This window comes from Aminobacterium sp. EBM-42, assembly GCF_001896635.1.
Taxonomy (GTDB): Bacteria; Synergistota; Synergistia; order Synergistales; family Aminobacteriaceae; genus Aminobacterium; species Aminobacterium colombiense.
In genome coordinates, this window is record NZ_MPPC01000010.1 from 1 (window position 1) to 24,617 (window position 24,617).

Sequence of the window (24,617 nt, forward strand, 5' to 3'; positions counted from 1 at the left end):
AGTGGGCTTGTCCTTTTGGCCATTGTTAAAACCTCCTGTTGTCAGTATATTTTACTTCACCGACTATGAGGAAGTTTACACAAACTTATAGGCACTACCCTCTAATGTGTTGGTAGGCGAGGTTATACCTTTTAAAAATATTGTCGGTATCGCAGTTACTAACATAGCAATAGGGGATGTAGGCGCCGTATCTATTTCTGGTGTATATCAAATGCCAGCAGTGAAGACAACGGCATTTGAAGTTGGAGACAAGCTCTATTGGAATGATACGGCAAATCAGTTGACAGCTACAGCTACAGATAATACATATGCTGGTATTTGCGTTGAGCCTAAGAATAGTGCTACTGAAATTGCACTAATAAAGCTGGGATAAACGGTGTCGAGATTTAAAGATTTTGTCCAGAGTGATTTAACAACTTTCTTTAATTCCTCAGAGTTCGCTTCGTACCATGTGATAAATGACAAAGAAATCCTTTGCGTGATTGATGAAGCCCTCATACACGAGCGCCGCCTACAGTCGAGAACAGAAGCTGTAGACGGCGTTTTTTCCAAAGAGATCATTCTTTATGCTAGGGCTGCTGACATGGAATGTGAACCCTTACGAGGAGAAGAGTTCCGGCTGGACGGATCTCTTTTTTTTGTAGGGGAAGTCGGGCATATCGGTGGTGTTTTAGAGATTACATTGGTGGCGAATGAATCATGATCGATTTAAACACAGAAAATATAGAACATACTCAGAAAGCATTAGCGGGAATTAAGGGAGGGGCCGAAAAGGCCCTTTCCCGTTCCTTGAATAAGGCAGTAAAAGGAATCAGAACAGATGCTGTTCGATCGGCGCGAGAAGAATATGTTGCTAAGGCAAAAGACATACGGAGTACGATTCGTATTTCACGCTCGAAGCCCAATGCATTAAGAGCAAGTGCAGTATCAAGAGGAAAGAGGATATCTCTTTATAACTTTAAGGTTAGTAAACAAAACGTAAAACAGAAACGGCCGGTTAGGGTGCAGGTAAAGAATACTGGGGGAGCCATGAAACCATTAGCTCATGCCTTTGTGAGAACAATGAACGGTAGTCAAACAGGAGTTTTTGAACGTGTTGGCAAAAGAAGACTTCCAATAAAAAAACTGACAGGCCCGGCTACTCCGACAATGATCGGCTCAGAAACAGTTCGCATAGCTATAGAAGAAAATGCCTTGCGACGTTTTGAGAAAGAGCTTGACCATCAAATCATCTACTTAATGGAAGGAGGCCGCTAAATGTGAATGACCTTGTCGATTCAATTTGTGCGTTTCTGGGTACTGTCGTTGCAAATTATTCGCTTGAAACAAACCAAAAAGCTACAAAGTCTCCGCAGGTTGTCGCTGGGTGGCTTCCTCCCAAAAGATCGAGCGACATCCCCGACTTCCCTTATGTCATTGTACGAGCTTCAGAAGGCAAAGACTCTGAAGAAATGGCCACTGTTACGGTAAAAATACTGGTTGGCACATATGCGGAAGATCCGAACGGATTCCGGGATGTTCTGAACATCATGGAACGAATTCGCATTGCATTTGGAGAGCAGCGTGTTTTAGAGAAAAAATATAGGATGGAATACCCTTTTTCGTGGCGGTTGTTTGATGACCAGCCATATCCTGAATGGGCTGGTGAAATTACAACAACGTGGGTTGTGCCACTTCCACAGGAAATAACCGAGGTGATGTAAATGTCAAAAAAACGAGACAAGAAAACTCTACCTGAAATTGATTCAGTTGTTTATTGCGGGCCGAACTTACCAGGAGGTAGCCTAGCTCAATTTACAGTGTTTCAAGGTGGAATACCTCCCCATGTAAAAAAAATGGTAGAAAAAACTCCAGCGATTGGAGCTCTTATTGTTCCAATCAAAGGTTTGAGCAACACTCGAAAAAAAATCAATGAACAAGGGACAAAAGAAAATCTTCTATACAGACAGGCAAAAGCTCATATGAGAGGTGATGAGGATGTCGTATAAACATGGCGTTTATGTTTCTGAGATTCCAACTGCCATTGTTCCACCAGTAAGAAGCGATGCGGCTCTGCCTGTCGTTATTGGCTCAGCTCCAGTGAATTTATCTTTAGATGGCAAGGGTAAGGTAAACGAGCCGGTTCTTTGCTACTCTTATCAAGAAGCTGTGCAAGCATTAGGCTATTCTGCAAACTGGAAAGATTACACGCTCTGTGAGTTTATATATTCGCAGTTTGCCTTATACGCCGTTGGGCCAGTTGTGCTTATAAACGTGCTAGACCCAGTGACCCATAAATCTTCAGTGCCAACAGAATCTGTAACATTAAATGCAGACGGCGAAGCCATTTTGAAAAATAAAGGCGTTCTCTTGTCTTCTGTTGTTATTAAAACCGATGCCACAACAAATAAGCTTAATACGGATTACGTTTTATCATTTAATAATGAAGAAGAGTGTGTTATTTCCCGTATACCTACAGGAACAATCACCGAAGGAGCTACTCTTACAGTTGAGTACGATTATCTTGACCCTTCTGCTGTTGCTTCGACGGATATTGTTGGAGGAGTAGACATAGCGACAGGTAAAAAGAAAGGCCTTGAGCTTATTAATGAGATATTCCCTCGATTTAGATTAATACCTGGTCAGATTGTCGCTCCTGGTTGGAGCGATGATCCCGTTGTTGCAGCAGTCATGACGGCAAAGGCAAGCAATATTAACGAACACTTCAAAGCCATTGCTATAACGGATATCCCGACAGATGAGGTAACTCTATATACAGATGTTGCTGCATGGAAGAACACGAACAATTATATGGACAAGCTTCAAGTTGTATGTTGGCCAAAGCTCAAATTAGGAGACAAGACTTTCCACATGAGCACTCATGTAGCTGGTGTTATTTGCAAAACAGACGCAGATAACGAAGACATCCCGTACATGAGCCCATCTAATAAGTCTTTCCAAGCAAATAGTGTTGTTTTGGACTCTGGGGAAGAAGTTTGGCTTGGGCCAGACCAGGCAGCCTATTTAAATGGGCAAGGTGTTGTGACAGGATTAAACTTTATTGGCGGTTGGAAGTGTTGGGGAAATAGAACTGGTGTTTACCCCTCTGTAACAGATCCCAAAGATGCATTTATACCACTACGACGCATGTTTAACTGGATAGGGAATACGTTAGTTCAAACCTTTTGGCAGAAGGTGGATTATCCCATCAACAAGCGGCTAATAGAAACAATAGTCGATTCAGCGAACATCTGGTTAAACGGATTGTCTGCGCGGCAATTTATTTTGGGTGGGCGAGTAGAGTTTTTGCAAGAAGAAAACCCTACTACGGACCTCATGGACGGTATAGTGAAATTCCACGTTTACATCACACCTCCTACTCCTGCCCGTGAAATAGATTTCCTTCTTGAATATGACCCGGCATATTTACAAACACTGTTTGCTTAGGAGGTCAGATAAATGAGTAACCCAGTACCTGAAAAACTAATAAATTTTAGAGTGTATCTAGAAGGTTCAATTGATTTACTTGGCGTTGCGGATGTTGAACTACCATCGCTAGAAGCCATGACAGAGACTGTTAAGGGCGCAGGCATTGCCGGAGAGGTAGATTCACCAGTGCTCGGGCACTTTGGCTCTATGGGCGTTACCTTAAACTGGAGGACTCTTACAGAGAAAGCAACTACCCTAGCAAAACAAAGAGCGCATGCGCTAGATTTACGTGGATCTGTTCAGGTTTATAATGCTGCCTCAGGAGAATACAAAACAACACCTATAAAGTTAGCCATCAGAGGTATTCCTAAAACTATCGGTTTGGGAAAGTTTGACGTTGGAACAACTTCTGATTCTAGTGTTGAATTTGAAGTCGTATACCTTAAGCTTTGGTATGACGGGGTTCCTCGAATAGAAATCGATAAGTTTAACTATATTTGTGTAATAGATGAAGAAGACTACCTAGCTTCTGTGAGAGAAGATTTAGGTCTGTAAGGAGTGGGTGAATATGAAACATGAATTGAATAAGCCTCTTACATTTGAGGGGAAAGAATATAAAGATATCAATGTTCCCCTAGAATCCCTAACCGGTGATGATATTGTTGTGGCGGAGAGGGAGTTTGTGGCCACGGGTAATGCTGCTGGAGTTGCAGAGACATCAAAGGCTTTTCAGGCTTATGTGGCAGCAAGGGCAGCGAAGGTTCCAGTTGAGCTCATCCTTTCTCTAGGAGCTAAGGATTTTACGGCTATAACATTGCAGGTGCAGAATTTTTTGCTAATGCAGGACTAGCCAAGAACGCCAGCAACCAGATCCGCGATATTGTAACTCAACTTGCCATATCATCTTCAACTTCTATAGCATTTTGGCTCAATGTCCCCCTTCGTGAACTACCAGCATGGGCTGAATCATTAAAAAAAGCACTGCCAAGGGTGTGATAGCATGGCAAAAATTTATGAGTTAGCTTTTCAGTTAGATGGGAAGCTAAAAAGCTCGTTTAATAAGTCTATGCTGACAGCAACTGGGGCTTTGCAAAATCTTAACAAAGAGGTTTCTGTTCTTAACAAGGTTCAAGCGGAAATAGGTAACTTTAAAAAGCTTGGATCTCAGGTGACAGAAACCTCTTTGCAATTTCGTAATGCGAAGGCAGATTTAGAGCGTCTCGCACGCGAAATAAAAAACACCCAAAACCCTAGCAAGGCACTCACGCAAGATTATGAACGGGCGAAAAAAAAGGTTTCTGAATTAAGTACAAAGCTTAAAGGGCAGAAAGAAGATTTTAAGTGCTCGGCTGAATCTATGAAAGCTGCTGGAATATCTACAAAGAACTTGAGCGCAGATACCGCTAAACTAGCGGCTCAAATAGAGAAGGCTACTCGGGCACAAAAAAACCTCCAAGCCACAAGGGGAGCAATAGAAGCAAACCGTGAAAGAACATCAAAACTTCGAGGTCAGCTTTTTGACGCTACGGCAATGGCAATTGCAGTAGGAGCACCTGTGCGTGCCGCGATGAATTTTGAGGCTACCATGTCTGAGGTGGGAGGCATTATGGATGCATCCGCCCAGGAAATGCAGGCTCTTAGTGTTGAGGCTAAACGGTTAGGGCGGGATACTGTTTTTTCTGCATCTCAAGCTGGCGAGGGCATGAAATTTTTAGGCATGGCAGGATTCAAGGTAAATGAAGTATTAGCAGCCATGCCTGGTATGCTGGATTTGGCTTCTGCAGGCCAACTCGATTTAGCGCAAACTGCTGATATCGCATCAAACATATTGTCAGGATTTAGTCTTAAGGCAAAAGAAATGGGTCGAGTGGGCGATGTTTTAGCGAAAACAGCCACAACATCAAACACTAACATTATCCAACTAGGCGATGCTATGAAATACATAGCTCCAGTTGCTTCTGCTATGGGAATCTCTATGGAAGAATCTTCGGCGATGGTAGGACTGCTCGGAAACGTTGGTATTCAGGGGTCGCAAGCCGGAACAACGCTAAGATCAGCTATTGTAAAGATCGCAAAACCATCAAAAGAAGCGTCTGATGCATTGGAATCACTTGGCCTATCGACAATGGATGCTCAGGGGAATTTGCGATCACTCCCGGCTATTTTGAAAGATATTGCACAAAAAACAGAAGGGATGGGGAGTGCTCAGAGAGCTGCTTTTATAGCTACTTTATTTGGTCAGGAAGCAGTCGCTGGCATGACAGAGCTTATTAAACAATCATCGACCGGAGCCTTGGATGAATATATCTTGCAAATTCAAAACGCAGAAGGCGCGGCGCAAAAGATGGCAAAAACATTTACTAGCAATGCCAAGGGGGCTATAACAAAATTTAGATCTGCTATGGAGTCTATTTCAATTTCTGTTGGAAATACTCTTTTACCGACAATAGCAGCTTTGGCATCTAGAGCTGCTACTGTTGTTTCGTTTGTTTCTATGGGGGCAGAAAAATTTCCTACCCTTACTAAAGTTGTTGTGGGCCTGGTTGCGGGGCTCATGGCATTACGAATTATTACTATAGGCACTTCTTATGCTTGGTCTCTTTTGTACGGAGGTTTCTTACAGGGGAAACTAGCATTGCAGACTCTTCAAGCTCTTTTAACCTCATCTCAGGTTAAGATGAAGCTAGTTACTATTGCTACTAAAGCTTGGTCAGGCGCCCAGTGGTTATTGAATGCGGCGATGAATGCAAATCCAATAGGCTTGTTGATTATGGGTGTTACTGCGTTAGTAGCTGCTGGGGTCATCTTATATAAAAACTGGGATGTCATAGCCGCTAAGTTTGGAGCTTTTGCAAATGGTATAAGAGAAAAATGTGCAGCTCTTGTAAGTTTCATAAAATCAATCCCAGCAAAAATCCTTAGTATTTTCAACTTTGACCTATCTGAGTCTGGAAGGGCCTTGATACAGACTTTTGTCGCAGGCGTAAAGAGCGCGGCCTCAGCGCCGGTCGAAGCTGTTAAAGGGGTGCTTTCTCGTGTCCGGAAGCTTCTGCCATTTTCCGACGCTAAGGAAGGACCTTTATCTCACCTAACGGAATCTGGGCAAGCGATAATGAAAACACTAGCCCAGGGTGCCAGGTCTGTTCCTCAAAGCACCTTGAGCACCCCATTAGAAGCAACACTTGGCCGTTCATTCAGCGATAGCATGAAAGGTTTTTTAGGGGATGCGGCATCAGCACCGACAATGCGCGATGGAGGATCTCATAACAACATAACGATAAACTATTCGCCTGTCATTCGTATCTCAACGAGTGAAACGCGAGACACCCGGCAAGATGTTGAAAGAGCTGTTGCCTCTGGTAACGACGATTTACTTGAAAAGATGCGAAAGATGTTTGATAACGAGAGGAGGCTAAGTTATGTCTAAATACAAGACGGTTCAGGGTGACACATGGGACCTCATTGCCTTAAAGACATGTGGGGACGAGCATTTTATGTCAGATATTATCGAAGCTAATCCCCAACATAGAGAAACAGTTTTTTTTAGTGAGGGGGTAGATATCAAAATACCTGACGTCAGTAAAAAATACAGGTTGCCAGACTCTATGCCTCCTTGGAAAAGGAAGAGACTTTTATGAAGAGTCGACGGACAGCGGTTTCCCTATTATACGAAGGTACTGATATTAGCGCAGACATTTCTGCCTTCCTTCTCTCAATTACATATACGGACAATGCGCATGGAAAAGCTGACGATATAACAATTATCCTACAAGATAAAAAGGAGCTTTGGAGAGGAGGGTGGATGCCTCAAAAAGGAGCAACTATTAATGTATCTTTTAAGACAAAAAATTGGAGAGCCGTTGGTGATGAAAAGATACTTCCTTGCGGCTCTTTTTCTATTGATGAGATTACATTATCTGGTCCACCTGGGGTTGTTGAAATAAAAGCTATTTCAATTCCTGGGAAAAGTTCATTGCAAAATGAGAAGAAAAATCGATCATGGGAAAACATTTCTCTTTCAGGCATTGCTGGAGATATCGCTAAAAATAATAGGGTTGAGCTTTTATACGATGCAGTTGATTCTTTATATGAGAGACGCGATCAGCGAGATGAATCTGACCTAGCTTTTCTTCAGAGACTTTGCGAAGAAGCCGGATGTTTATTAAAGGTAACAGATGAGAAAGTGGTTATTTTCGAAGAGCAGGCATATGAGCAAAAAGACGCGGCTCTAGTTATTAAAAGCGAACTTAGCTATGTAGAGCGTTACTCCTTTTCATCGAGTTTAGTCGATATTTTCGCTAAATGTACTGTGAAATACTATGACTCTGTAAAGAAAGAAGAACAAACTTATACATACACCGTTCCAGATGCTGAAGAAGGCCAGACGCTGGTGATAAATAAGCGTGTCGAATCTTTAGCCGAGGCTATGGATTTGGCACAAAAAGAGCTTAGGAAAAAAAATAAAAAGCAGGCAACGAGCAGTATTACGTTAGGTGGAGATCCGCGCATTGTCGCAGGTATCAATGTTGAATTTAGTGGCTGGGGGCATTTCGACGGTAAATATTTTATTGACAAAGCAGTGCATTCATATCAACAGGGAGGCTATTTAACTGCTTTGGAAGCTCACCGGGTGTTGGAGGGGTACTAATGTTCGACTATTATCAAGCCCTCATGGATATAGAGGAACGACTAAATAATATTTTGCGTGTAGGGACGATTTCATCGGCTAATGCCGAAGAAGGCACCGTTCGAGTGCTTTTTCGGGATAAAGACAGCATGGTAAGCTACGATTTACCTGTTCTAGTGAGGCAGACCTTGCGCAATAAAGACTATTTTATACCCGATGTTGGAGAGCAAGTGTTATGCGTTTTTTTGCCCAATGGTATGGAACAAGGTTTTTGTCTAGGGGCTATGTATAACGCAAAAGACAAGCCAACGATCGGTGACCCCAATAAACGCCGCATAGATTTTGAGGATGGTACATGGATTGAGCATGATCGTAGCAGTGGAGCTACGACGGTGCATTCCACAGGAGATATCGTAATTGAGAGCGAAAGTCATATAACGCTTCAGGCACCTCGAATTGATTTAAACTCTTAAGGGAGGTGAAGACGTGCCTGCTGCAACTAGGTTAGGAGATGTTTGTACCGGCCATGGCTGATGGCCATCTCGGCCTTCGGTTGAAGGATCTCCTAATATTTTTGTTAATGGCAAAGCATGGCATAGACAAGGCGATGCTTGGGCTGAGCATTGTTGCCCTGATATTCCAGAGTGCCACGCATCTGTGTTGGCGTCTGGTAGTTCGTCTGTGTTTATAAATGGCAAAGAAGCCGGAAGAGTTGGGGATCCTGTAGCGTGTGGATCTTCCGTTGCTACAGGATCAAATAACGTTTTTGCAGGGGGGTAACTTTAAATGATAGGTAGCTTTGATGATGTTGTTTTTGAGACGTCAGCCGATAAAGTGAGAACCCCTGAAAACTTTCAAAGGCAAGGTGCCGCACGATTTGGCACACATGAAGTGGCAGGCCAAAAGCCTGTATTGGAGTTTATGGGGCCTGGGCTAGATTCTGTGACAATGACAATTTGTTTTAGGGTTGCTTTGGGTGTAAATCCTCGCGTTGAAATAGATAGATTGCGCGAAATGAGAGACGATGGCATTTATGCACCTCTTATTTTAGCTGGAAGACCGTTGGGGACATTTGTTATAGAGAGCATAAACGAAACATGGTCACAAATTGATAATCATGGGCGCCTGCTTCGGGCTACTGTTGATTTGACTTTACGCGAATATGTGGAGGAATAAACAATGGAATATGAGGTGATCGGAGCACAAGGTGCAATTGATTTTGGGCCTAAAACGGAGGTTGCAGAAGTTTTACAAAACATTCGTACTATCCTCACCACGATGAAATATTCTGTTCCACTTGATCGCGAATTTGGACTCAGTGCAACCATGCTTGACGAGCCAATACCCAAGGCTCAGGCTGCATTGTCAGCTGAAATTGCTAGCGCGATTCAAAAGTTTGAACCTAGAGCGAAAATAACGTTTGTAGGTTTTGTTGAAAGCGATCATTTTGATGGAATTCTGATCCCGAAAGTGAAGGTGAGAATTCGTGACGTTACCTAACATAGACTTTACAGAAAAATCTGCAGCCAAGATCGAGGCTGAGATCATAGCGAAATATGAACAAACAGCAGGCCGGATTCTCGCAAAGGGGGATCCGGTCAGACTTTTCTTGGAGGCTGTAGCGGCTGTTATAGCGCAACAGCGTGTAATTATTGATTTTTCAGCGAAGCAAAATTTGCTGGCTTATTCAACGGGAACCTATCTTGATCATCTTGGTGACAGGCAGGGGGTTGTGAGGCTTCCTGAGCAGTCGGCAATGGCCACTGTTCGCTTTTCACTGCCCATAGCTCAAACATTCGCCGTTTCTATACCTCAGGGAACTCGCGTTACTCCTGGAGATGGGCTCTTTTTTGCTACGCAGGAAGCCCTCGAGATAACCCCAGGAGCAACGTATGTTGACGCTGTCGTTACCTGTACTCAGAGCGGTTCAATCGGGAATGGTTTTGCAATAGGGCAGATCAGTAAACTGGTGGATCCTCTTCCGTATATCTCAAAAGTGGAAAATATAACTGCTTCCACGGGTGGTGTTGATGAAGAATCAGATGATAATTTTAGATTGCGTATAAGGCAAGCTATGGAAAGGTACTCTGTTGCAGGGCCTCGACTTGCCTATGATTTCTGGGCACGTACTGCACACCAGGGAATAATTGACGTGTCGGTAAGATCTCCTGCTGCGGGAGAAGTTGAAATAAGGCCGTTGATGGAGGGAGGGGAACTCCCCAGTTCCGAAATTCTTGATGCCGTTTTAAAGATTTGTTCAGCTGATGACGTGCGCCCACTGACAGATCGGGTATCGGTTTTAGCCCCGGAACGGGTTGCCTATTCTATTGATATTACATATTTCATAGATCGCGTAGAAGCTATCTCTATTTCTGCGATACAGGCTCAGGTGGAAACTGCGGTGGGGGAATATATTGCGTGGCAGAAGGCGAAGCTGGGCCGAGATATTAACCCCTCGGCGCTTATCAAGCGTGTGATGGATGCTGGGGCGAAGAGAGTTTCTGTAACATCTCCAGTTTATACGGCATTAGAGTCATGGCAAATCGCTCAGGAAGATAGTGTGACGGTAAATTATGGAGGACTTGAAGATGGCTAGCGGGCTGAGGCAGCTTATCCCTGGAAGCATTGCTGAAGATCCTCAGGTGGAAGCCGCAACTTTAGCGTTAGATGACCAACTGGCTGATATTAATACCCATTTGATTCAAACTATCATATTGCCGCGTATCGATGAGCTGTCCGAAATGGTTCTAGATTTATTACTGTGGGAGTTTCATATCACCCTTGATGAGGGTGCGGGGTTGGCCGTTTCGGTTGAAGAGAAAAGAGATCTTGTTAAAGGGGCTGTTGAGATACATCGTCTGAAAGGAACGAAAGCGGCGCTGCTTCGCATTTTCGAAATGCTCTCCATGCGTGGAGTTATTTCAGAATGGTATGAATACGGTGGGGAGCCGTACAAATTCAAGGTAGAGATTCTTGAGCTTAGCGAGCGTGGACTTGATGAGCAGACCTATGTGCTTTTAGAGCGACTAATAGATGAGTACAAGAACGTTCGTTCGTGGCTCGACGAGTTGAATGTATATCTTACTGTACGGGGTGTGGTTCCTAAAGTTGCAATGGCAAGCCTCTTTGGTGAAGAAATTACAGTTTATCCGTACAACGTGACGGAAGTTGAGAGTGCAGCATTTTGGCGATGGGGCATTGGAGCCCAAGTTGTTGAAACTGTTACGGTTTATCCGCTTTAGGAGGTGGTGATATGGCTGAAAACTTTTATACGATTTTAACAAATACGGGAAAAGCTAAACTGGCTAACGCCCAAGCGTTGGGAACAACAGTGCAGTTTTCTTCCATAGCTGTTGGAGATGGCTCTGGAAATTATTACGATCCTATTGAGTCGCAAACAGCTCTTAAAAATGAGGTTTGGTGTGGCCCGATAAATCAGATAAAAACGGATAGTGAAAATCCCAACTGGATTATCGTTGAAGTGGTGATTCCGACATCAACAGGAGGTTTTACCGTTCGAGAGGCCGGAATTATTGACTCAGAGGGCGATTTGATAGCTCTGGGCAAATACCCGGCTACATACAAGCCAGCTCTGGCTGAGGGATCTGGAAAAGATCTTTATATCAGGATGATTTTAGAGGTGTCGAATACGTCTGTGGTTACGTTGAAGATTGACCCTGCCGTTGTGCTGTCAACACGGGGATATGTGGATGATAGCATTGCAGAGCATAACACAGCGCCCTTGGCGCATGGGAATTTGCCTTATCTAAAAACCTCCGAGGTAGTAACCTCTCCGGAACCGAACAAGGTTTTAAAGCTCGATGCGGCGGGGAAACTCCCGACGAGCATAACAGGAAATGCAGCAACCGCTACTATAGCCACTACTGCTAACGACTCTTCAACCCTCAACGGCAAACCCGATACAGCCTTCCAGGAAATGGCTGAAAAAGATCAGCCTGGTGGCTACGCAGGCCTGGACGCCGACGGGCACATTTTAGAGAGCGCTCTTCCCGCAATATCTGAGTTGAGCCCCTTCACCATCACGGCCAGGGATTCTCAAGGCGATCCGACGGCATACATCTTGGATGGCAGAGAATATACAGTAGCGAGAGATGCAGGTGGTAGGCTGACGCAGATACAAAGCGGGCTTACAAGCTATATATTACAGTATGACGAAATCGGCAACCTAATGGGAGGCGCGTATGCATGAATATAAATAAACTGACATACCCTAGCGGTAAGGGGCTGGCATGGAGCGTAGATATAAATATTGCCGAAGATTTTTCGGTTACGATTCCCGCCTTCGATATATCTGTCAATGGCGCAACACACAAAATGAGCGGTTCGACTTTTACCCTAAATGACGGCGATACAGTGTACATGACAGCTACGGGGCTTGTAGTTGAGAACGGAAACGAGGGAGCAATTCCTGTAGAAAAAGAATCATTCCAAGAGACGGGCAGTTGCTACTGGCTTGTAAGCCGGAGCGGGGACGACGTTCTTGTATTGGAGGTGCAGAATAATGATCACAATTAACGCTAGAAATTTTCCAACCTACTTCCAAGATGGCATCCTCGTAGAGCCGCTCTTCCTGAAGCCCGACGGAGAGAGAACGCGATACCCCATTGGGTGGCAGGGGAAGGGGCGATACGAAGCAGGGACATTACGGGTGTGGCGAGATGGGCAGAAACTTGTTCCAGGCACCGACTACACGGAAGAGGCAAACGGCGTCTTTTTCAACTTCACCACGTCGCCTCCTGCGAGCGCAAAGTACAGCGAATATATTATTGGGTATGTACCACGAGCGGCAGATCTCGCTTTTGCCCGTGGCGAGACGACGGGCGATGAGATGTTTTTGTTCCCGAATTGGCTTGGTGGCTCATGGATCGGCGATGCCTTTTGGGTCGGTCGGCACCTCGCAAGCAAATCCGACGCTACGGCGGCAAGTGGGGGTTCTACAACGACCCCAACGTCAAGACCTGGCGTTGTACCGTGGTGCAACGTAACCTTTGACGAAGCATATACAGCAATAACATCGAAGGGGACTGGCTGGCACATCGTACGCAACAGGGAGTGGGTAAATATCGCGAAATGGTGCATTCATCACGATATTTACCCCACCGGCAACAGTGTCAGCGGATCGGATGGCATGGGCGTAGCTCACACGCCAGACCCGACAGTTTCTGGCCGAGCGTTGACATCTACAGGGCCAGTAACGAGTGCACACAACCTTCGTGCAGACGGAATCTTTGATCTTGTGGGGAACACGTGGGAGTGGATTGACGGGCTGCAGCTTGTAAGTGGCACTTTATATCTCGCTGATGAAACAGGCAACATGGTATCAACGGGCATTCAGCCCACTTTTGGTACGAGTGGTGGATCTTTTAATTTTCTAAGGGCCGATTTCCCCCTAGAGCTTGTTCCGGCAATAAGCGGAGAAGCGTACAGGGGAACTGACGGCTTTTGGTTCGACACGGCTATTACGGCTCAGGCGTGTCGTGGTGGCCATTGGGGCAACGGCCCACTCGGCGGGCTGTGTGCCTTGATTCTGTGCGCCACTCGCTCGTACTCGGGCACGGACAGCGGGGTTCGCCTCGCTTGTTCCTTGACGATCTGATATCTGGGTTTCTGGTGATCTGTTTTGGAAAAGCTTGTAATAAAGAAGAAATTCGAGGATTGCATGGAATACGTTTTTCAGGCCCTTACGCATTTCCCAAAATCTGAACGGTTCACCACGGCGGCAGAAATACGGAATACGATGCTTCGAATTTTGAAACTTATTATTAGGGCGAACAAAACGAGAAGCAGGCTGACGCTACTCTATGACCTCGACGTTGAGCTGGATGTTTTGAGATCACTGATCCGCATTTCAATGGCTATGGGGTTTATGCCGTTCAAAAAATATGAGCAGGCATCTTTACGGCTTGCGGAGATTGGGAAAATGCTAGGCGGGTGGATTAAACAGACAGCAAGAAGATAAAGACATAGGGAACAAATCGTTAGTGGCGTTTCGTGGTGGCAATTGGAGCAACGGCCCACTCGACGGGCTGTGTGCCTTGAATCTGAACAACACTCGCTCGAACTCGAACACGAACAACGGGTTTCGCCTCGCTCTCCCTTCAGGAAGCCTAGATGTCGCAAGGCCATGGCCTTGCGAAGTGGCAGAAGGAAAAGGGATTTGTTTCCTCTCCAGTAGGGAGAAAGATATATATACGCGGCGCGGTAAGTAGCTTTGCTATGAGCGAAAATGGCGCTGCTTCGTCATTCTGGAAAGAGGTGAGAGAATCGCCTAAAACTTTCAATGGTCTTTGGTTAAGCATAGTATCGTTTGAAAATCTATATAAGGGATACCAAGAAGCACGGAAGCTAAAACGATTTAGATCTGAAATCCTTAGATACGAGAAGAACCTAGAGGAAAGGCTTATTGACACGCAGAACCGACTTATATGGCATGCATGGAGCCCAGGAAAGTGGAAGTCTTTTATCACGTATGAACCTAAAAAACGGGTTATACAAGCCCCGCCATTTACTGACAGAGTTGTTCACCATGCATTGGTACGGGTAATAGAGCCTCTTTTTGAGAAGAAATTTATCTATGATTCGTACGCATGCCGTAAAGACAAAGGCACTCATGCCGCGCATAGTAGAGTTGTTGAATTTTTACGGAGCTTTTCAGCTAAGCGATGCTATGTGCTCCAAACAGATATACGCAGTTATTTCCCATCTATTGATCACGATGTTTTGATGGGGCTTCTTCAAAGAACGATACGAGACAAAAATACTCTTTGGCTCTTGAACAAAATCGTGAGAAAAAGTGGCTTTGAAGGGAGGGGCATACCTATAGGAGCTCTCACATCGCAGCTTTTCGCAAATATCTATCTAAACGAGCTTGATCACTTCGTAAAAGATGATTTGGGGATCAAAAGGTACTTACGCTATATGGACGATGCCTTGTTCTTCTCAAGTGAAAAGGCGTCGCTGAAAGATATTTTAATCGAAGTGCGTGATTTCTTGCGTAATAAGCTAAAACTTGAGTTAAACCCTAAGACTCACATATACAGCGCTGTACAAGGGGTTAATTTTTGCGGGTATAGAACTTGGGCGACTCATACGCTCCCGCGTAAGAGAAATGTAAGACGAGCGCAGCGCAAATTGCGGAAAATGGCGAAGTTATATTCAGAAGGCAGAATTAGTATCGAAACAATAAAATCGGTGCTGTTTTCGTGGCTAGGATACATGCAACACTGCAATGGCCATAAAACAGTAGAGAAGTTTTTACAGGAGTTTAAATTGCGGCCAGAAGAGAAGCAGGAGGTGATTCCATGAAAAGAATCTGTATAGACCCCGGCCATGGCGGGAAAGACCCGGGGGCCATTGGTCCGGGTGAGAAAAAAGAGAAGATAATAGTACTTGCAGTAGCTAAAAAACTTGAAAAATTGCTTCAGGGAATACATAAAGTCCTCCTTACACGCCGGGGGGACTTTTTTGTTGGGTTGAACGACAGAGCTATTATGGCTAACGCCTTCAATGCGGATCTCTTTTTGTCGCTTCATTGCAACGGATCAGCTTCCGCACGGGCAAGTGGTTTTGAGGTATGGACGAGCCGTGGAAAAACAAGGGCTGATGATGTCGCTACGAGTATATCGAAAGCGTGGGCGGAAGCATTCCCTGATGTAGTGATCCGTGGAGACTGGAGCGATGGAGATATTGATAAGGAGTCCAATTTTTGTGTGCTTAGAAGGACATCTATGCCAGCAGTTCTTATCGAACTGGATTTTATTACGAATTCAAAAATGGAGACGCTCCTTTCAAATGCTGCGTATCAGGACTTAATGGCAGTTGCACTCTTTAGAGGAATAGAGGCAGCTTTCAAGGAGGAGCGGTATGACTGAAGACAGCAAGATTCTTCTGGAGATCCGCGACCGAACCGCCAGGATTGAGCAGCGGCTCGATGACAGGGATAGGCAGATGGCCGAGCTATCTTCTGATCAAGAGGGGCAGCATGCAAGAATTAGTGAGCTAGAACGGCAGTATGCAGGGCTCAAGGCGTGGATTACTGCTGCGGGGGTGGTTGGTGGCGTCATCGGATGGACAGCACATTCTCTATTCCCAACTTTCTTAAGGAAGTGATTCCATGTTGAACTGGATAGGGTCAAGGCCTTTGAGAAAGCCTTTAGCGGTTTATGCTGCGGTGCTGGTAGGAGGAGTTTTGATTGCATGCAGAGTTCAAGGTGTTGACGTGCCGCCTAATACAGCAGAACTCTTGAAGTGGTTCGGAGGAATTACCCTGGCAGCCTATTATGCATCATCAAGCTACGAAGCCACAAAGAAGGCAAGGGAGTGAGGGTATGTTTTCCAACAAGCAGTTGAATGTATTTCTTATTATTATGGCCATTCTCATAACGTTTGGGGCTGTATGGCTTACTTACTCAGCGTTTAAGGCTCCTCCAGTCCCAGAAGTGGCACAGCATACAGATTTACAGGCTCAAAAGATCCAGAAAGAAATCGAAGCCTTGGGGAAGAGAATAAACGATCTTGAAGCAGCGACTAAGAAAGAGGTGAGGGTGATTCGTGAGAAAACGATTAAAGAAATTAGTGTTTTGCCTCCTAATGATATTTGTAGCGAGCTTAATCGCGAGCTCTCCAAGTTTCGGATGGCAATACGTTCCGAAGGGCTGGATGACTTCTGAGCCAGGGTACTTTGGCTCCGAGGCTGACGGCAGAGATGCCCTCGCAGCGCTGAAGACATATAAGGGGCAATCTGAAGCCTGGGAGAATGCGTACGGGGATCTGAGATCTGAAATCCTCAGCTATCAAAAGAGCGCAAAAGAAGAATTGAAACTTTTAAAGGAGCAAATGGAAGTGGAAAGGAGAGCCTGGAAGAAAGAAATACAAGTCTCTCAGACAAAAAATACTATCTATCTCCTGCTCGCCCTTGGGATTGGGTATGTAGCAGGAAATTAGGAGGTGATAAAATGAATATGAACGTTTTAGCAGGAATTCTCGTCTTAGCAGCCGTAGGGTGCGTTATATTTAAGCGGACAAAAAATCATTGGCCTTGGGAGAAGAAATGACCTCTCAAAATGCGATTTAAACACCATAACTTTTTAAAGAAGCATCAATAAGTTCGTTAAACCATAACAAGATTTGAGGCCTATTCTGCCAAATAAGGGGGATGGGCCTTGTCTCTTTACTCCTAGAGGGGTATTATTTTCAAATAAGCTCTAAAGAGCGCGCCAAAAGAGAACGCTTCAAAAAGTAGCCACTTTGAACTAACCGGACACACAGCCGGACACAGAAGAAAAGTTATAGCTTAATAATGTAGTATTGATAAGGCTTTGTGAGATTTGTTCTATCCCCACCCTCTCCGCCAGAGAATATTACGGGCACATCGCCGTGCCCGTTTTTTATGGGGAAAGTGCTTGACGCCCCCATGGAAAAATGATATGGTTCCTAACCATGAAGAATATAGAGAAAACTCAAGAAACATTATCGATAAACCGCTTTTTCCTTTATTGGTTTAGCGTGGGTCCCTCACCTGGGATCGACGCTTAATTGCGTTGGTCTTTTAGGGCGGGGCCCCTTTTTTCTATGAGAGGGGCCCCGCCCTTTTTTTATATTTTTATATCTCAGGGGTGGAAAGGAGCAGAGATATGGAGCCCCCATTTCAAGAAACAGAGTTTTAATTATTTTCTTAAGAGGACGGTGAAAAAGATGAAAAAGGATGCCCCAAAGGGTTCTATCATCTCAAAATTACTGGATATTACGCAGGTCAAATGGTTTAGCCGATGGCTGATGATTGGGTTTTTATGTCAGTCTGTGCTTATTGGCGGCGGATACGCAACAGGCAGGGAGCTTGTTGAATTCTTCATGATGAACGGACTTGCCGAGGGTTTATACGGCATGGTAGTTTCTACTGTTTGTTTTGCTCTTGTAGGCATCCTTACCTTTGATTATGCTCGCAAATTTCGTCTGTACAATTACCGCAGCTTCTTTAAGAGCCTACTTCCTGGCTCAACCTGGCTTGTTTTTGAAGCGGGATATATCTTCCTGGTGGTTCTTGTGGGCGGCATTTTATCCTCTGCGGCTGGAACCATTCTTCAGCAATGGTTTGGCATTTCCTACTGGGTTGGCGTAACTGTCCTTCTTGTAGGTACTTCCATTCTCCTGTTTGCCGGAGGAAAAGTAATTTCAACCATTCTTTCATACTGGTCATTCTTCCTGTATGCCGTAATGTTTATTTTCCTTGTAGCTACAGTTCGACACTTTGGAATGGATGGGGTTTTTGGCAGTTTTATTCGAGACCATGGTGTCGCGACAAGTTCAAATTGGCTTATGGGGGGCATAAAATACACCCTTTACAATATGGTCTCATTTCTTCTGGTGCTGTATGCGTTACAAGATATAATAAAAACAAGACGGGATGCTGTCATCAACGGCATAGTGGCTTCAATCCTTATGATGATTCCTGCCTTTATCGAATACCTTGCCATGGCTCCTGTTTTTCCGGCAGTTCTGGAGGAGTCGGTTCCTATCTTTGGCATTCTTAAAGGCCACCTTGGAGGGGGAGTTCTTCTTTCTGCCTATGTGTTGATGCTTTTTGGAACAAGTATAGAAACAATTACGGGTTTTGTACACGGACTCAATGAGCGGATCAATTCGGTTTACCAGGAAAAGGGAGGAGAGATGTCTCCGAAGATGAGAGGTGTTGTAGGGCTTGCCGTTTTAGTGGTTTGCTTCATCTGTGCCAAGGCCGGTCTTGTCGCTCTCATAGCTCGCGGTTATTCTTTCATGGCGTGGTATTTTCTTGCGGTGATGGTTATTCCTCTGGCTACTGTAGGGCTTATGAGGCTGCGTGGCAAAGAGATGCCGGCAGTTCCTGATAAATTTGAGGAGGCGAAAGTGCATGTGGAACCCTAAAGTAAAACCCCACCTCAAAGATTTTGAGCGGGGAAGTTACATTCACGAAGCTCACTATCCTGTAGTCCTTAATTGCAATGGCCTGGAGTCGACATTGCCTCACGTTCCGGGGGTCGAAGAATTCATTCGCAATTTTGACTGGGTTTCAAATATGTGGAAAACGGGGGATACTTCTTACAAAACCCTTTTGGAAGAAATATGTCATTACTGGAAAGACTTTGCAGACATAAGAGAAGATCAGGTAAAAGTAGGTTATGGTTCCATGCAGGTATTAGAAAGGATCAACAAGGTGTTTCTTGATGATCGTTCTTCAGTATTGGGCTATATTCCTCAGTTTGTAGAATATATTACTGAAGTGCGGGTCACCGGGGCTCGCTTCGAAGGCATTGCCATGAACCCTGAAGACAATTTCAGTTTTCATGTGGACCCATTGCTTGGCGCGTTGAATGAAGGGCATACCCTGCTCTATGTAGATAACCCTAATAATCCCACAGGGCAGCTTATCCCTCTTGACCAGATAGAAGCACTTGTAGCCAGGGCCCATAAACTTGGAGTCATTGTCATAGTGGATGAGGCCTATTGTGATTATGCTCCGAAAGAAGCGTCGGCCATGCAGCTTGTGCCGAGATATGAGAACGTAATTGTGACTCGAACATTGACAAAAGGATTTCACTTTGCTGGAACTCGTGTGGGCTATGGGGTGTTTAGCGGAAATCTTGGAAAATTCTACGATAAAGGCGACCTCCCCTTCCCAATGCCCTCAGTAAGCGCCCTTTTAGCACGGGAAGCCCTGCGAGGCGGGACTCTTCTCGAAACAGTGCGTAAATTGATAGGGGAACAGAAAGAAGTACTCGTTTCCGGACTCAAAGAAAGAGGATATAGAGTGGCAACTACATATAACAGCTGCCCCATATCTCTCGTTTCTGTTTCAGATCGAGATGTTCATTTGGGAGAAGTTTTTGCTTCAAAGGGAATCGACGTAAGGTCTGGTGAAGATTACCCAAATCTGGGCAAGAATTATGTCAGGATCGCTACGCCTGAAAAAGCTTCAGACCTCTTTGCCTGTCTGGATCGATAAGCCAGCAAAGTATCCATGGGAGAAAGTCCTTTTAATTCAAGACTTTACAAAAACTCAAAGCTTTGGTAACATCTCGTGTCATTGCATCAGAACAGTTTGCTTAAAAAAAGGAGGAAACGGACCGTGAGAGAAGCAACGATATTAATAGTTCTTATTCTTATACTCGTGCTCATTATTACATGTCGGTCCTATCCTCGGGCGACAGTTCTGTGACGCATGGGCTGTTGAGAGGTCGGGACCTTAAGGTCCCGGCCTCTTTTTTTATACCCAAATATCCCGGGAAGATATATGGAGTACTCCGCAGCTACGATTACACTATTTCAAAAGAGAATTGGAGGAAGTATTCTATGAATTTTTTACTCGCATTGCTGCCTATTGCAATTATTATTGTTGGAATGGCAGGTCTTAACTACTCTTCGAAAGTCGTTGCTCCTGTTAGCTGGATAGTCGCTCTTTTTCTTGGGTTTCTGGTTTTTAAATCCCCGGTAGAAGCACTTTTGCTTACTAGCTGGAATGGTTTTCTCGATGGAATTAGAATCGTATGGCTTATATTTGCGGCCTTTACTCTCCTGATCATAATGGTGGATTCGAAAGCTATGGATTCTATTAAGCAAGGGCTTTCTCACGTCACTCGGGATAAAAGGCTCATGGTATTATTTTTAGCCATTCCCTTTGGAACATTTCTTGAAGGCGCTGCAGGTGCCGGTGCACCGGCAGCTCTGGCAGCCCCCTTCCTTGTAGGTCTCGGAATGGATCCCGTTATTGCAGCCGCAGCTTGCCTTATTGGCAACTCGTGCCCAGTATGCTGGGGTGGGGCAGGTGTTACAACAGTGGTTGGCTCAGGTGCTGCCGGTCTTGACTTTGTTCCTGTTTCTGCCATGACCGGTCGCTTTATGGCCCTGGGCTACTTGTTGCTTCCTGTTCTTATTATCGGATTTGTCTTCGGTAAAAAGGCCTTCAAGGGCATTTGGAAGGATATTGTTGTCATGGGCCTCATGATGGGAAGCATTAACTTCACCATGAGCAACTTTCTGATTTCCGTTACAGAACTGACCAGTTTGATCGGAGGAATGACTGGGACCTTCTTGTTTGGAGCATATCTCTGGTTCAGAAAAGACGCGGCAATGCCGGAAGAGTATAGATTTAACTCTCAGAATGAATCCCTATCAGAAGAAACCTCTGAAGAAAGGAGTTCCCAACTCAGCTTTATTCGTTCATTGTTGCCCTATCTCATCTTGAGTGCGTTACTTGTCGTTGTCCGTCTTTCATTCCCCTTGAAAACTCTTGTTTCTTTTGGCGGCGGCTACACTGTCTGGGTAGGTACAGTTATTTTAGCAAGTGCCTTTGTTGCTTCATTTATATTAGGGTATAGCCAATTTTTTGTATCATCCGCTGTAAAAGCTTTCAAACGGGTTATCCCGGCACTTGTTGCTATGGGGTTGCTTCTTGCCATGGTGAATTGTATGAAACTTTCTGGGCAGATAAGCACTCTGGCTGTCACCTTTGCAACCATTGCCCGTTTCTTCTATCCCGCAGTGGCAGTGCTCATTGGTCAGATTGGAAGCTTTGTTACAGGAACGAACCTCGGGTCCAATCTGATGTTTAATCCATTACACGTAGAAGCGGTTAAGAATCTTTCCATCAATGTTCTTCCTGTGGTTGCAGCGCAGAACACGGGGGGAGCTATTGGCAACATGATATGTCCAAACAACGTGGTAGCAGTGTGTGCTTGTGTAGCCATTTTGGGTCGTGAAGGGGAAGTGATGCGAAAAACCCTTATTCCTTCCTTCTGTTTCTTTCTCTTCTTCGGATCCTTAGCCATGTTCTACACATATGTTATTTTTCCTGCATGAGGAGGAGTATTGATGTATTCGAGCACCATAAAATATGGAAAAGGAGATGTAGCTTTTTCGATTCCCCGGAAGAACCTTCTCGGTGTTATCGATAGCGAACCCCTTGAATCTATCGGTACTGAAGAAGAAGTGACACGCCACGCTCTTGAGAATCCTATAGGTTCACCCAGATTGGGTGAGCTCGTAAAACCGGGAGAAACAGTTTGTATTGTAGTATCTGATGTAACCAGGGCCTGGCAGAGGATGTGGGTATATTTACCATTTATAGTAGAAGAACTTAATAGGGCAGGAGTGCGGGACGAAGATATACTTTTTCTCAGCTCTACGGGAACCCACAGAGAGCAGACGGCAGAGGAACATGCCTTGTTGCTGGGGCCGGAATTATCGAAAAGATTTTCTGTAACCGACCACCGTTGTCTGGCTCATGAAGACATGGTTCATGTTGGGACAACATCCTATGGGACAGCCGTACATTTGAACAAAAAGGCCCTGGAGTGCGACCATATTGTTGTGACTGGCGCCATAGTCTACCATTTTATGGCTGGGTGGGGCGGAGGCCGCAAAGGTATTCTCCCTGGCATTTCTTCCTACGAGACCATAATGGCTAATCACGCTCTGGCGCTTGACCCAGTTCCTGGAAATGGCCGGAATATGAACAGCAGATCGGGGAATTTTGAGAACAACCTCATGCACCTGGATATGATGGAAGCTACAGCTATGGTGCACCCGACCTTTATGCTCAACGCTATCCCTGGAAACGATGGCAAAATAGCCTTCGCTGTAGCGGGAGACTGGCAAGAAGCATTTTACGAAGGGGCCAGGATAGTTGATAAAAAAGATGGAGTTACTATCCCAGAGTTGGCTGACCTTGTTGTTGCAACGGCTGGGGGCTACCCTAAAGATATTAACTTTTATCAAACATCAAAAACCATCTTTAACGCTATGGAAGCGGCTCCCCATGGCGGATCCATGATAGTGTTGAGCGCGTGCAATGAAGGCTACGGCAATGATGAAGTTCAGTTCATGCTTCAAGAATTTCCTAACACAGTGGAACGGGAAAAGGAAGTCCGCCGTGAATTTACCATTGCAAAATATGTAGGCTATACAATCGGATATGTGGCTGAAAACTGGGATTTCTATATGGTGACTGAAATGCCTCCTTCTAAATTTGAGGGAACGGGCATTACCGTTGTAAAGACTCTTGATGAAGCCCTCGATATGGTCTACCAAAAACGGGGAACCAATCTGAAAACATGGCTCATGCCCCATGGTGCCAACACTTTGCCTAAACTGAAAAAATAAAAAATAGGAGGGCGCAAGCCCTCCTAAATATCGTCTCTCCAGAGAGGCATGGTGGAGCAGCGGGGGCCCCCTCCCCCTTTGACCAGCTCGTCAGCTTCCACGGCTACTACATCTATTCCGCCTTTTTCAAGGGCCTTCATAGTCGCTACATTTCGATCCCATATACAGACTTTACCCGGCTCAAGGTTGAAAGTGTTTCCTCCAGAGCCAGCTCTCTGTTCTGAAAAGGCAACGGCTTCGCTTTCATCCCCTCCCACCTTGATAATACGTATACTATCAAGTTTCAACACTTTTTTAATAGCGCCGAAAAGAGAGCTTTCCCGTTTGACATGAAGCCTCCCCCCCTTGCCGCGGGTAATATGAAGCACAGTGATCTTCTTTTCTATATAAGGAAAGAAAAGAAAGGCATCATAATCAATCATATTGAGGAACATGTCAACATGCACAGTCAACCCTATGGAATCTGTAGAGCTCAGTCTCGGATTTTCGAACATCAGTGCCAGCACATCCGTGATCGCTCCATCTTCCATTGTCCTTTGTGCGATCTTTTCGATAGAAGCTGGGTGGGTTCGTTCATTAATGCCAATAATAAATACGTTGGGGCTATAACAATGGACGTTTCCTCCCTCTACAGGGGTAGCATCATCAGGATCTTCTCCATACCAGGTTTTAAATTCCAAATTTCGAAATTCAGGATGATGTTTAAAAATAGCTCGAATACAATAGGGCTCTTTAATTCGATCCCGATTAAACATATTGCCGTAAACAATGCCGTTTCCCAGCACAGCGGCGGGATCTCTTGAATAGAGTACATTAGACATGGGAAAGAGGCACCACTCATTTTTCTTATCCACCAGGTCTACAAGGGAAACCTCTCCGGCTGCTTTATTAAGCTCATCTTTTGTTATACCAAATAACAACTGGTCTACAAGTTTAGGAGCAGAGAGACCTAAAAGATACTCTTGCAATACGTCCATAGTCTGCCTTGTAATAAAGGATTCTTCAGTTTGAACCAGTTGAGAGATAAGCTCCTTTTTTACTTTCGAAACAGAAAGGATCTTTCGCAAAAGATCTTCCATTAGAAAAACTCTGGCTCCAAATTTTTCTACTGTGGCAACCCATTTCTTATGCTCGTCTTCCGCTTTATGGGGGCTTGGAACGGCGTCCCATGCGAGAGCACCGATATTAAGGGGAGTGCATCGTTCGATGCCTTTCCCAGGAGGTTGCATAATGACGGCACGAAGCTTCCCAATCTCTGAGTTAACCTGTATTTTCATTCCCGTTACCTCCGCCTGTTTCCTCTTCAATTCTAATTTGTTGACCATGAGAAAGACTATCACTCTTTGTTCTGTTCGGCAACGAAATAATGAAAATATTTCTTAGCATACATCATTGCAAAATTCTCTATATTTAGTTTATAATACTTCTA

At 44.9% G+C, this 24,617-nt stretch carries 32 protein-coding genes; 31 read left to right on the forward strand and 1 reads right to left on the reverse strand.

Translation table 11 applies throughout. The features are described from left to right. Positions 1–106: 106 nt before the first annotated feature. The 31 genes from BUC50_RS01955 (at position 107) to BUC50_RS02105 (ending at position 23,188) form a co-directional block, all read left to right on the forward strand. Positions 107–373 carry a DUF2190 family protein gene (locus BUC50_RS01955; protein ID WP_286677085.1) on the forward strand — a complete coding sequence of 89 codons (267 nt, stop codon included), beginning with the start codon at positions 107–109 and terminating at the stop codon, positions 371–373. A 3-nt stretch (positions 374–376) separates the two neighbouring features. After that, positions 377–703 (forward strand): hypothetical protein, encoded by a 327-nt coding sequence (locus BUC50_RS01960; protein ID WP_286677086.1) that lies wholly within the window; start codon positions 377–379, stop codon positions 701–703. After that, complete coding sequence (locus tag BUC50_RS01965) at positions 700–1,257, forward strand: phage tail protein (RefSeq protein WP_286677087.1); 558 nt, start codon at positions 700–702, stop codon at positions 1,255–1,257. The genes BUC50_RS01960 and BUC50_RS01965 overlap by 4 nt, the downstream gene beginning before the upstream one ends. 2 nt (positions 1,258–1,259) lie before the next feature. Further along, on the forward strand, positions 1,260–1,703 hold the full coding sequence (locus BUC50_RS01970) for a hypothetical protein (protein ID WP_286677088.1): 444 nt from the start codon (positions 1,260–1,262) through the stop codon (positions 1,701–1,703). Next, positions 1,704–1,988 (forward strand): hypothetical protein, encoded by a 285-nt coding sequence (locus tag BUC50_RS01975; RefSeq protein ID WP_286677089.1) that lies wholly within the window; start codon positions 1,704–1,706, stop codon positions 1,986–1,988. Beyond that, on the forward strand, positions 1,978–3,426 hold the full coding sequence (locus BUC50_RS01980) for a phage tail sheath family protein (RefSeq protein WP_013048501.1): 1,449 nt from the start codon (positions 1,978–1,980) through the stop codon (positions 3,424–3,426). Before BUC50_RS01975 ends, BUC50_RS01980 begins: the two co-directional genes overlap by 11 nt. A 12-nt stretch (positions 3,427–3,438) precedes the next feature. After that, positions 3,439–3,963, forward strand: coding sequence for a phage major tail tube protein (locus BUC50_RS01985; protein ID WP_013048500.1), 525 nt, complete (start codon positions 3,439–3,441; stop codon positions 3,961–3,963). 13 nt (positions 3,964–3,976) lie between these two features. Next, a complete protein-coding gene (locus tag BUC50_RS01990) occupies positions 3,977–4,258 on the forward strand; it encodes a phage tail assembly protein (RefSeq protein ID WP_013048499.1) in 282 nt (93 codons plus the stop codon). A gap of 150 nt (positions 4,259–4,408) precedes the next feature. After that, complete coding sequence (locus BUC50_RS01995) at positions 4,409–6,835, forward strand: phage tail tape measure protein (RefSeq protein ID WP_286677090.1); 2,427 nt, start codon at positions 4,409–4,411, stop codon at positions 6,833–6,835. Then, positions 6,828–7,046 (forward strand): tail protein X, encoded by a 219-nt coding sequence (locus BUC50_RS02000; RefSeq protein WP_013048497.1) that lies wholly within the window; start codon positions 6,828–6,830, stop codon positions 7,044–7,046. The genes BUC50_RS01995 and BUC50_RS02000 overlap by 8 nt, the downstream gene beginning before the upstream one ends. Continuing rightward, the gene (locus BUC50_RS02005) at positions 7,043–8,056 is read left to right on the forward strand and encodes a phage late control D family protein (RefSeq protein ID WP_013048496.1); all 1,014 of its coding nucleotides are present in this window, start codon (positions 7,043–7,045) and stop codon (positions 8,054–8,056) included. Before BUC50_RS02000 ends, BUC50_RS02005 begins: the two co-directional genes overlap by 4 nt. Next, positions 8,056–8,508, forward strand: a complete 453-nt coding sequence (locus BUC50_RS02010) for a phage baseplate assembly protein V (RefSeq protein ID WP_286677091.1) — start codon at positions 8,056–8,058, stop codon at positions 8,506–8,508. The genes BUC50_RS02005 and BUC50_RS02010 overlap by 1 nt, the downstream gene beginning before the upstream one ends. Positions 8,509–8,605: 97 nt before the next feature. After that, positions 8,606–8,815, forward strand: coding sequence for a PAAR domain-containing protein (locus tag BUC50_RS09640; protein WP_213692145.1), 210 nt, complete (start codon positions 8,606–8,608; stop codon positions 8,813–8,815). Positions 8,816–8,821: 6 nt separating this feature from the next. Then, entirely contained in the window at positions 8,822–9,211 is a 390-nt protein-coding gene (locus BUC50_RS02020) for a phage tail protein (RefSeq protein ID WP_213692121.1), read from the forward strand. A 3-nt stretch (positions 9,212–9,214) separates the two neighbouring features. Next, complete coding sequence (locus BUC50_RS02025) at positions 9,215–9,535, forward strand: GPW/gp25 family protein (RefSeq protein WP_286677093.1); 321 nt, start codon at positions 9,215–9,217, stop codon at positions 9,533–9,535. After that, complete coding sequence (locus BUC50_RS02030; RefSeq protein ID WP_286677094.1) at positions 9,522–10,631, forward strand: baseplate assembly protein; 1,110 nt, start codon at positions 9,522–9,524, stop codon at positions 10,629–10,631. Before BUC50_RS02025 ends, BUC50_RS02030 begins: the two co-directional genes overlap by 14 nt. Further along, positions 10,624–11,277 carry a phage tail protein I gene (locus BUC50_RS02035; protein ID WP_286677095.1) on the forward strand — a complete coding sequence of 218 codons (654 nt, stop codon included), beginning with the start codon at positions 10,624–10,626 and terminating at the stop codon, positions 11,275–11,277. The genes BUC50_RS02030 and BUC50_RS02035 overlap by 8 nt, the downstream gene beginning before the upstream one ends. A gap of 11 nt (positions 11,278–11,288) precedes the next feature. After that, positions 11,289–12,245, forward strand: coding sequence for a phage tail protein (locus BUC50_RS02040; RefSeq protein ID WP_286677096.1), 957 nt, complete (start codon positions 11,289–11,291; stop codon positions 12,243–12,245). Further along, positions 12,242–12,571 (forward strand): hypothetical protein, encoded by a 330-nt coding sequence (locus BUC50_RS02045; protein ID WP_286677097.1) that lies wholly within the window; start codon positions 12,242–12,244, stop codon positions 12,569–12,571. The genes BUC50_RS02040 and BUC50_RS02045 overlap by 4 nt, the downstream gene beginning before the upstream one ends. Further along, positions 12,558–13,652: an SUMF1/EgtB/PvdO family nonheme iron enzyme gene (locus tag BUC50_RS02050; protein WP_286677098.1), complete on the forward strand. Its 1,095-nt coding sequence runs from the start codon at positions 12,558–12,560 to the stop codon at positions 13,650–13,652. The genes BUC50_RS02045 and BUC50_RS02050 overlap by 14 nt, the downstream gene beginning before the upstream one ends. Positions 13,653–13,676: 24 nt before the next feature. Beyond that, on the forward strand, positions 13,677–14,015 hold the full coding sequence (avd, locus tag BUC50_RS02055; RefSeq protein WP_286677099.1) for a diversity-generating retroelement protein Avd: 339 nt from the start codon (positions 13,677–13,679) through the stop codon (positions 14,013–14,015). Positions 14,016–14,167: 152 nt separating this feature from the next. Beyond that, entirely contained in the window at positions 14,168–15,361 is a 1,194-nt protein-coding gene (locus tag BUC50_RS02060) for a reverse transcriptase/maturase family protein (RefSeq protein ID WP_286677100.1), read from the forward strand. After that, a complete protein-coding gene (locus tag BUC50_RS02065; protein ID WP_286677101.1) occupies positions 15,358–15,927 on the forward strand; it encodes an N-acetylmuramoyl-L-alanine amidase family protein in 570 nt (189 codons plus the stop codon). Before BUC50_RS02060 ends, BUC50_RS02065 begins: the two co-directional genes overlap by 4 nt. Then, positions 15,920–16,165, forward strand: a complete 246-nt coding sequence (locus tag BUC50_RS02070; protein ID WP_213690765.1) for a hypothetical protein — start codon at positions 15,920–15,922, stop codon at positions 16,163–16,165. Before BUC50_RS02065 ends, BUC50_RS02070 begins: the two co-directional genes overlap by 8 nt. Positions 16,166–16,169: 4 nt before the next feature. After that, a complete protein-coding gene (locus BUC50_RS02075; RefSeq protein ID WP_286677102.1) occupies positions 16,170–16,379 on the forward strand; it encodes a hypothetical protein in 210 nt (69 codons plus the stop codon). Between the two features lie 4 nt (positions 16,380–16,383). Then, positions 16,384–16,725, forward strand: coding sequence for a hypothetical protein (locus tag BUC50_RS02080; protein ID WP_286677103.1), 342 nt, complete (start codon positions 16,384–16,386; stop codon positions 16,723–16,725). Next, positions 16,715–16,999: a hypothetical protein gene (locus BUC50_RS02085; protein WP_286677104.1), complete on the forward strand. Its 285-nt coding sequence runs from the start codon at positions 16,715–16,717 to the stop codon at positions 16,997–16,999. The genes BUC50_RS02080 and BUC50_RS02085 overlap by 11 nt, the downstream gene beginning before the upstream one ends. A gap of 750 nt (positions 17,000–17,749) precedes the next feature. Continuing rightward, positions 17,750–18,955 (forward strand): YkvI family membrane protein, encoded by a 1,206-nt coding sequence (locus tag BUC50_RS02090; RefSeq protein WP_013048612.1) that lies wholly within the window; start codon positions 17,750–17,752, stop codon positions 18,953–18,955. Continuing rightward, complete coding sequence (locus BUC50_RS02095) at positions 18,942–20,033, forward strand: pyridoxal phosphate-dependent aminotransferase (protein WP_013048611.1); 1,092 nt, start codon at positions 18,942–18,944, stop codon at positions 20,031–20,033. The genes BUC50_RS02090 and BUC50_RS02095 overlap by 14 nt, the downstream gene beginning before the upstream one ends. 347 nt (positions 20,034–20,380) lie before the next feature. Continuing rightward, positions 20,381–21,886: an L-lactate permease gene (locus BUC50_RS02100; RefSeq protein ID WP_013048610.1), complete on the forward strand. Its 1,506-nt coding sequence runs from the start codon at positions 20,381–20,383 to the stop codon at positions 21,884–21,886. 12 nt (positions 21,887–21,898) lie between these two features. Continuing rightward, positions 21,899–23,188, forward strand: coding sequence for a lactate racemase domain-containing protein (locus BUC50_RS02105; RefSeq protein WP_013048609.1), 1,290 nt, complete (start codon positions 21,899–21,901; stop codon positions 23,186–23,188). Between the two features lie 23 nt (positions 23,189–23,211). Here BUC50_RS02105 and BUC50_RS02110 read toward each other — a convergent pair whose 3' ends face one another. Then, the gene (locus BUC50_RS02110; RefSeq protein WP_013048608.1) at positions 23,212–24,465 is read right to left on the reverse strand and encodes an arginine deiminase; all 1,254 of its coding nucleotides are present in this window, start codon (positions 24,463–24,465) and stop codon (positions 23,212–23,214) included. Positions 24,466–24,617: the final 152 nt, after the last annotated feature.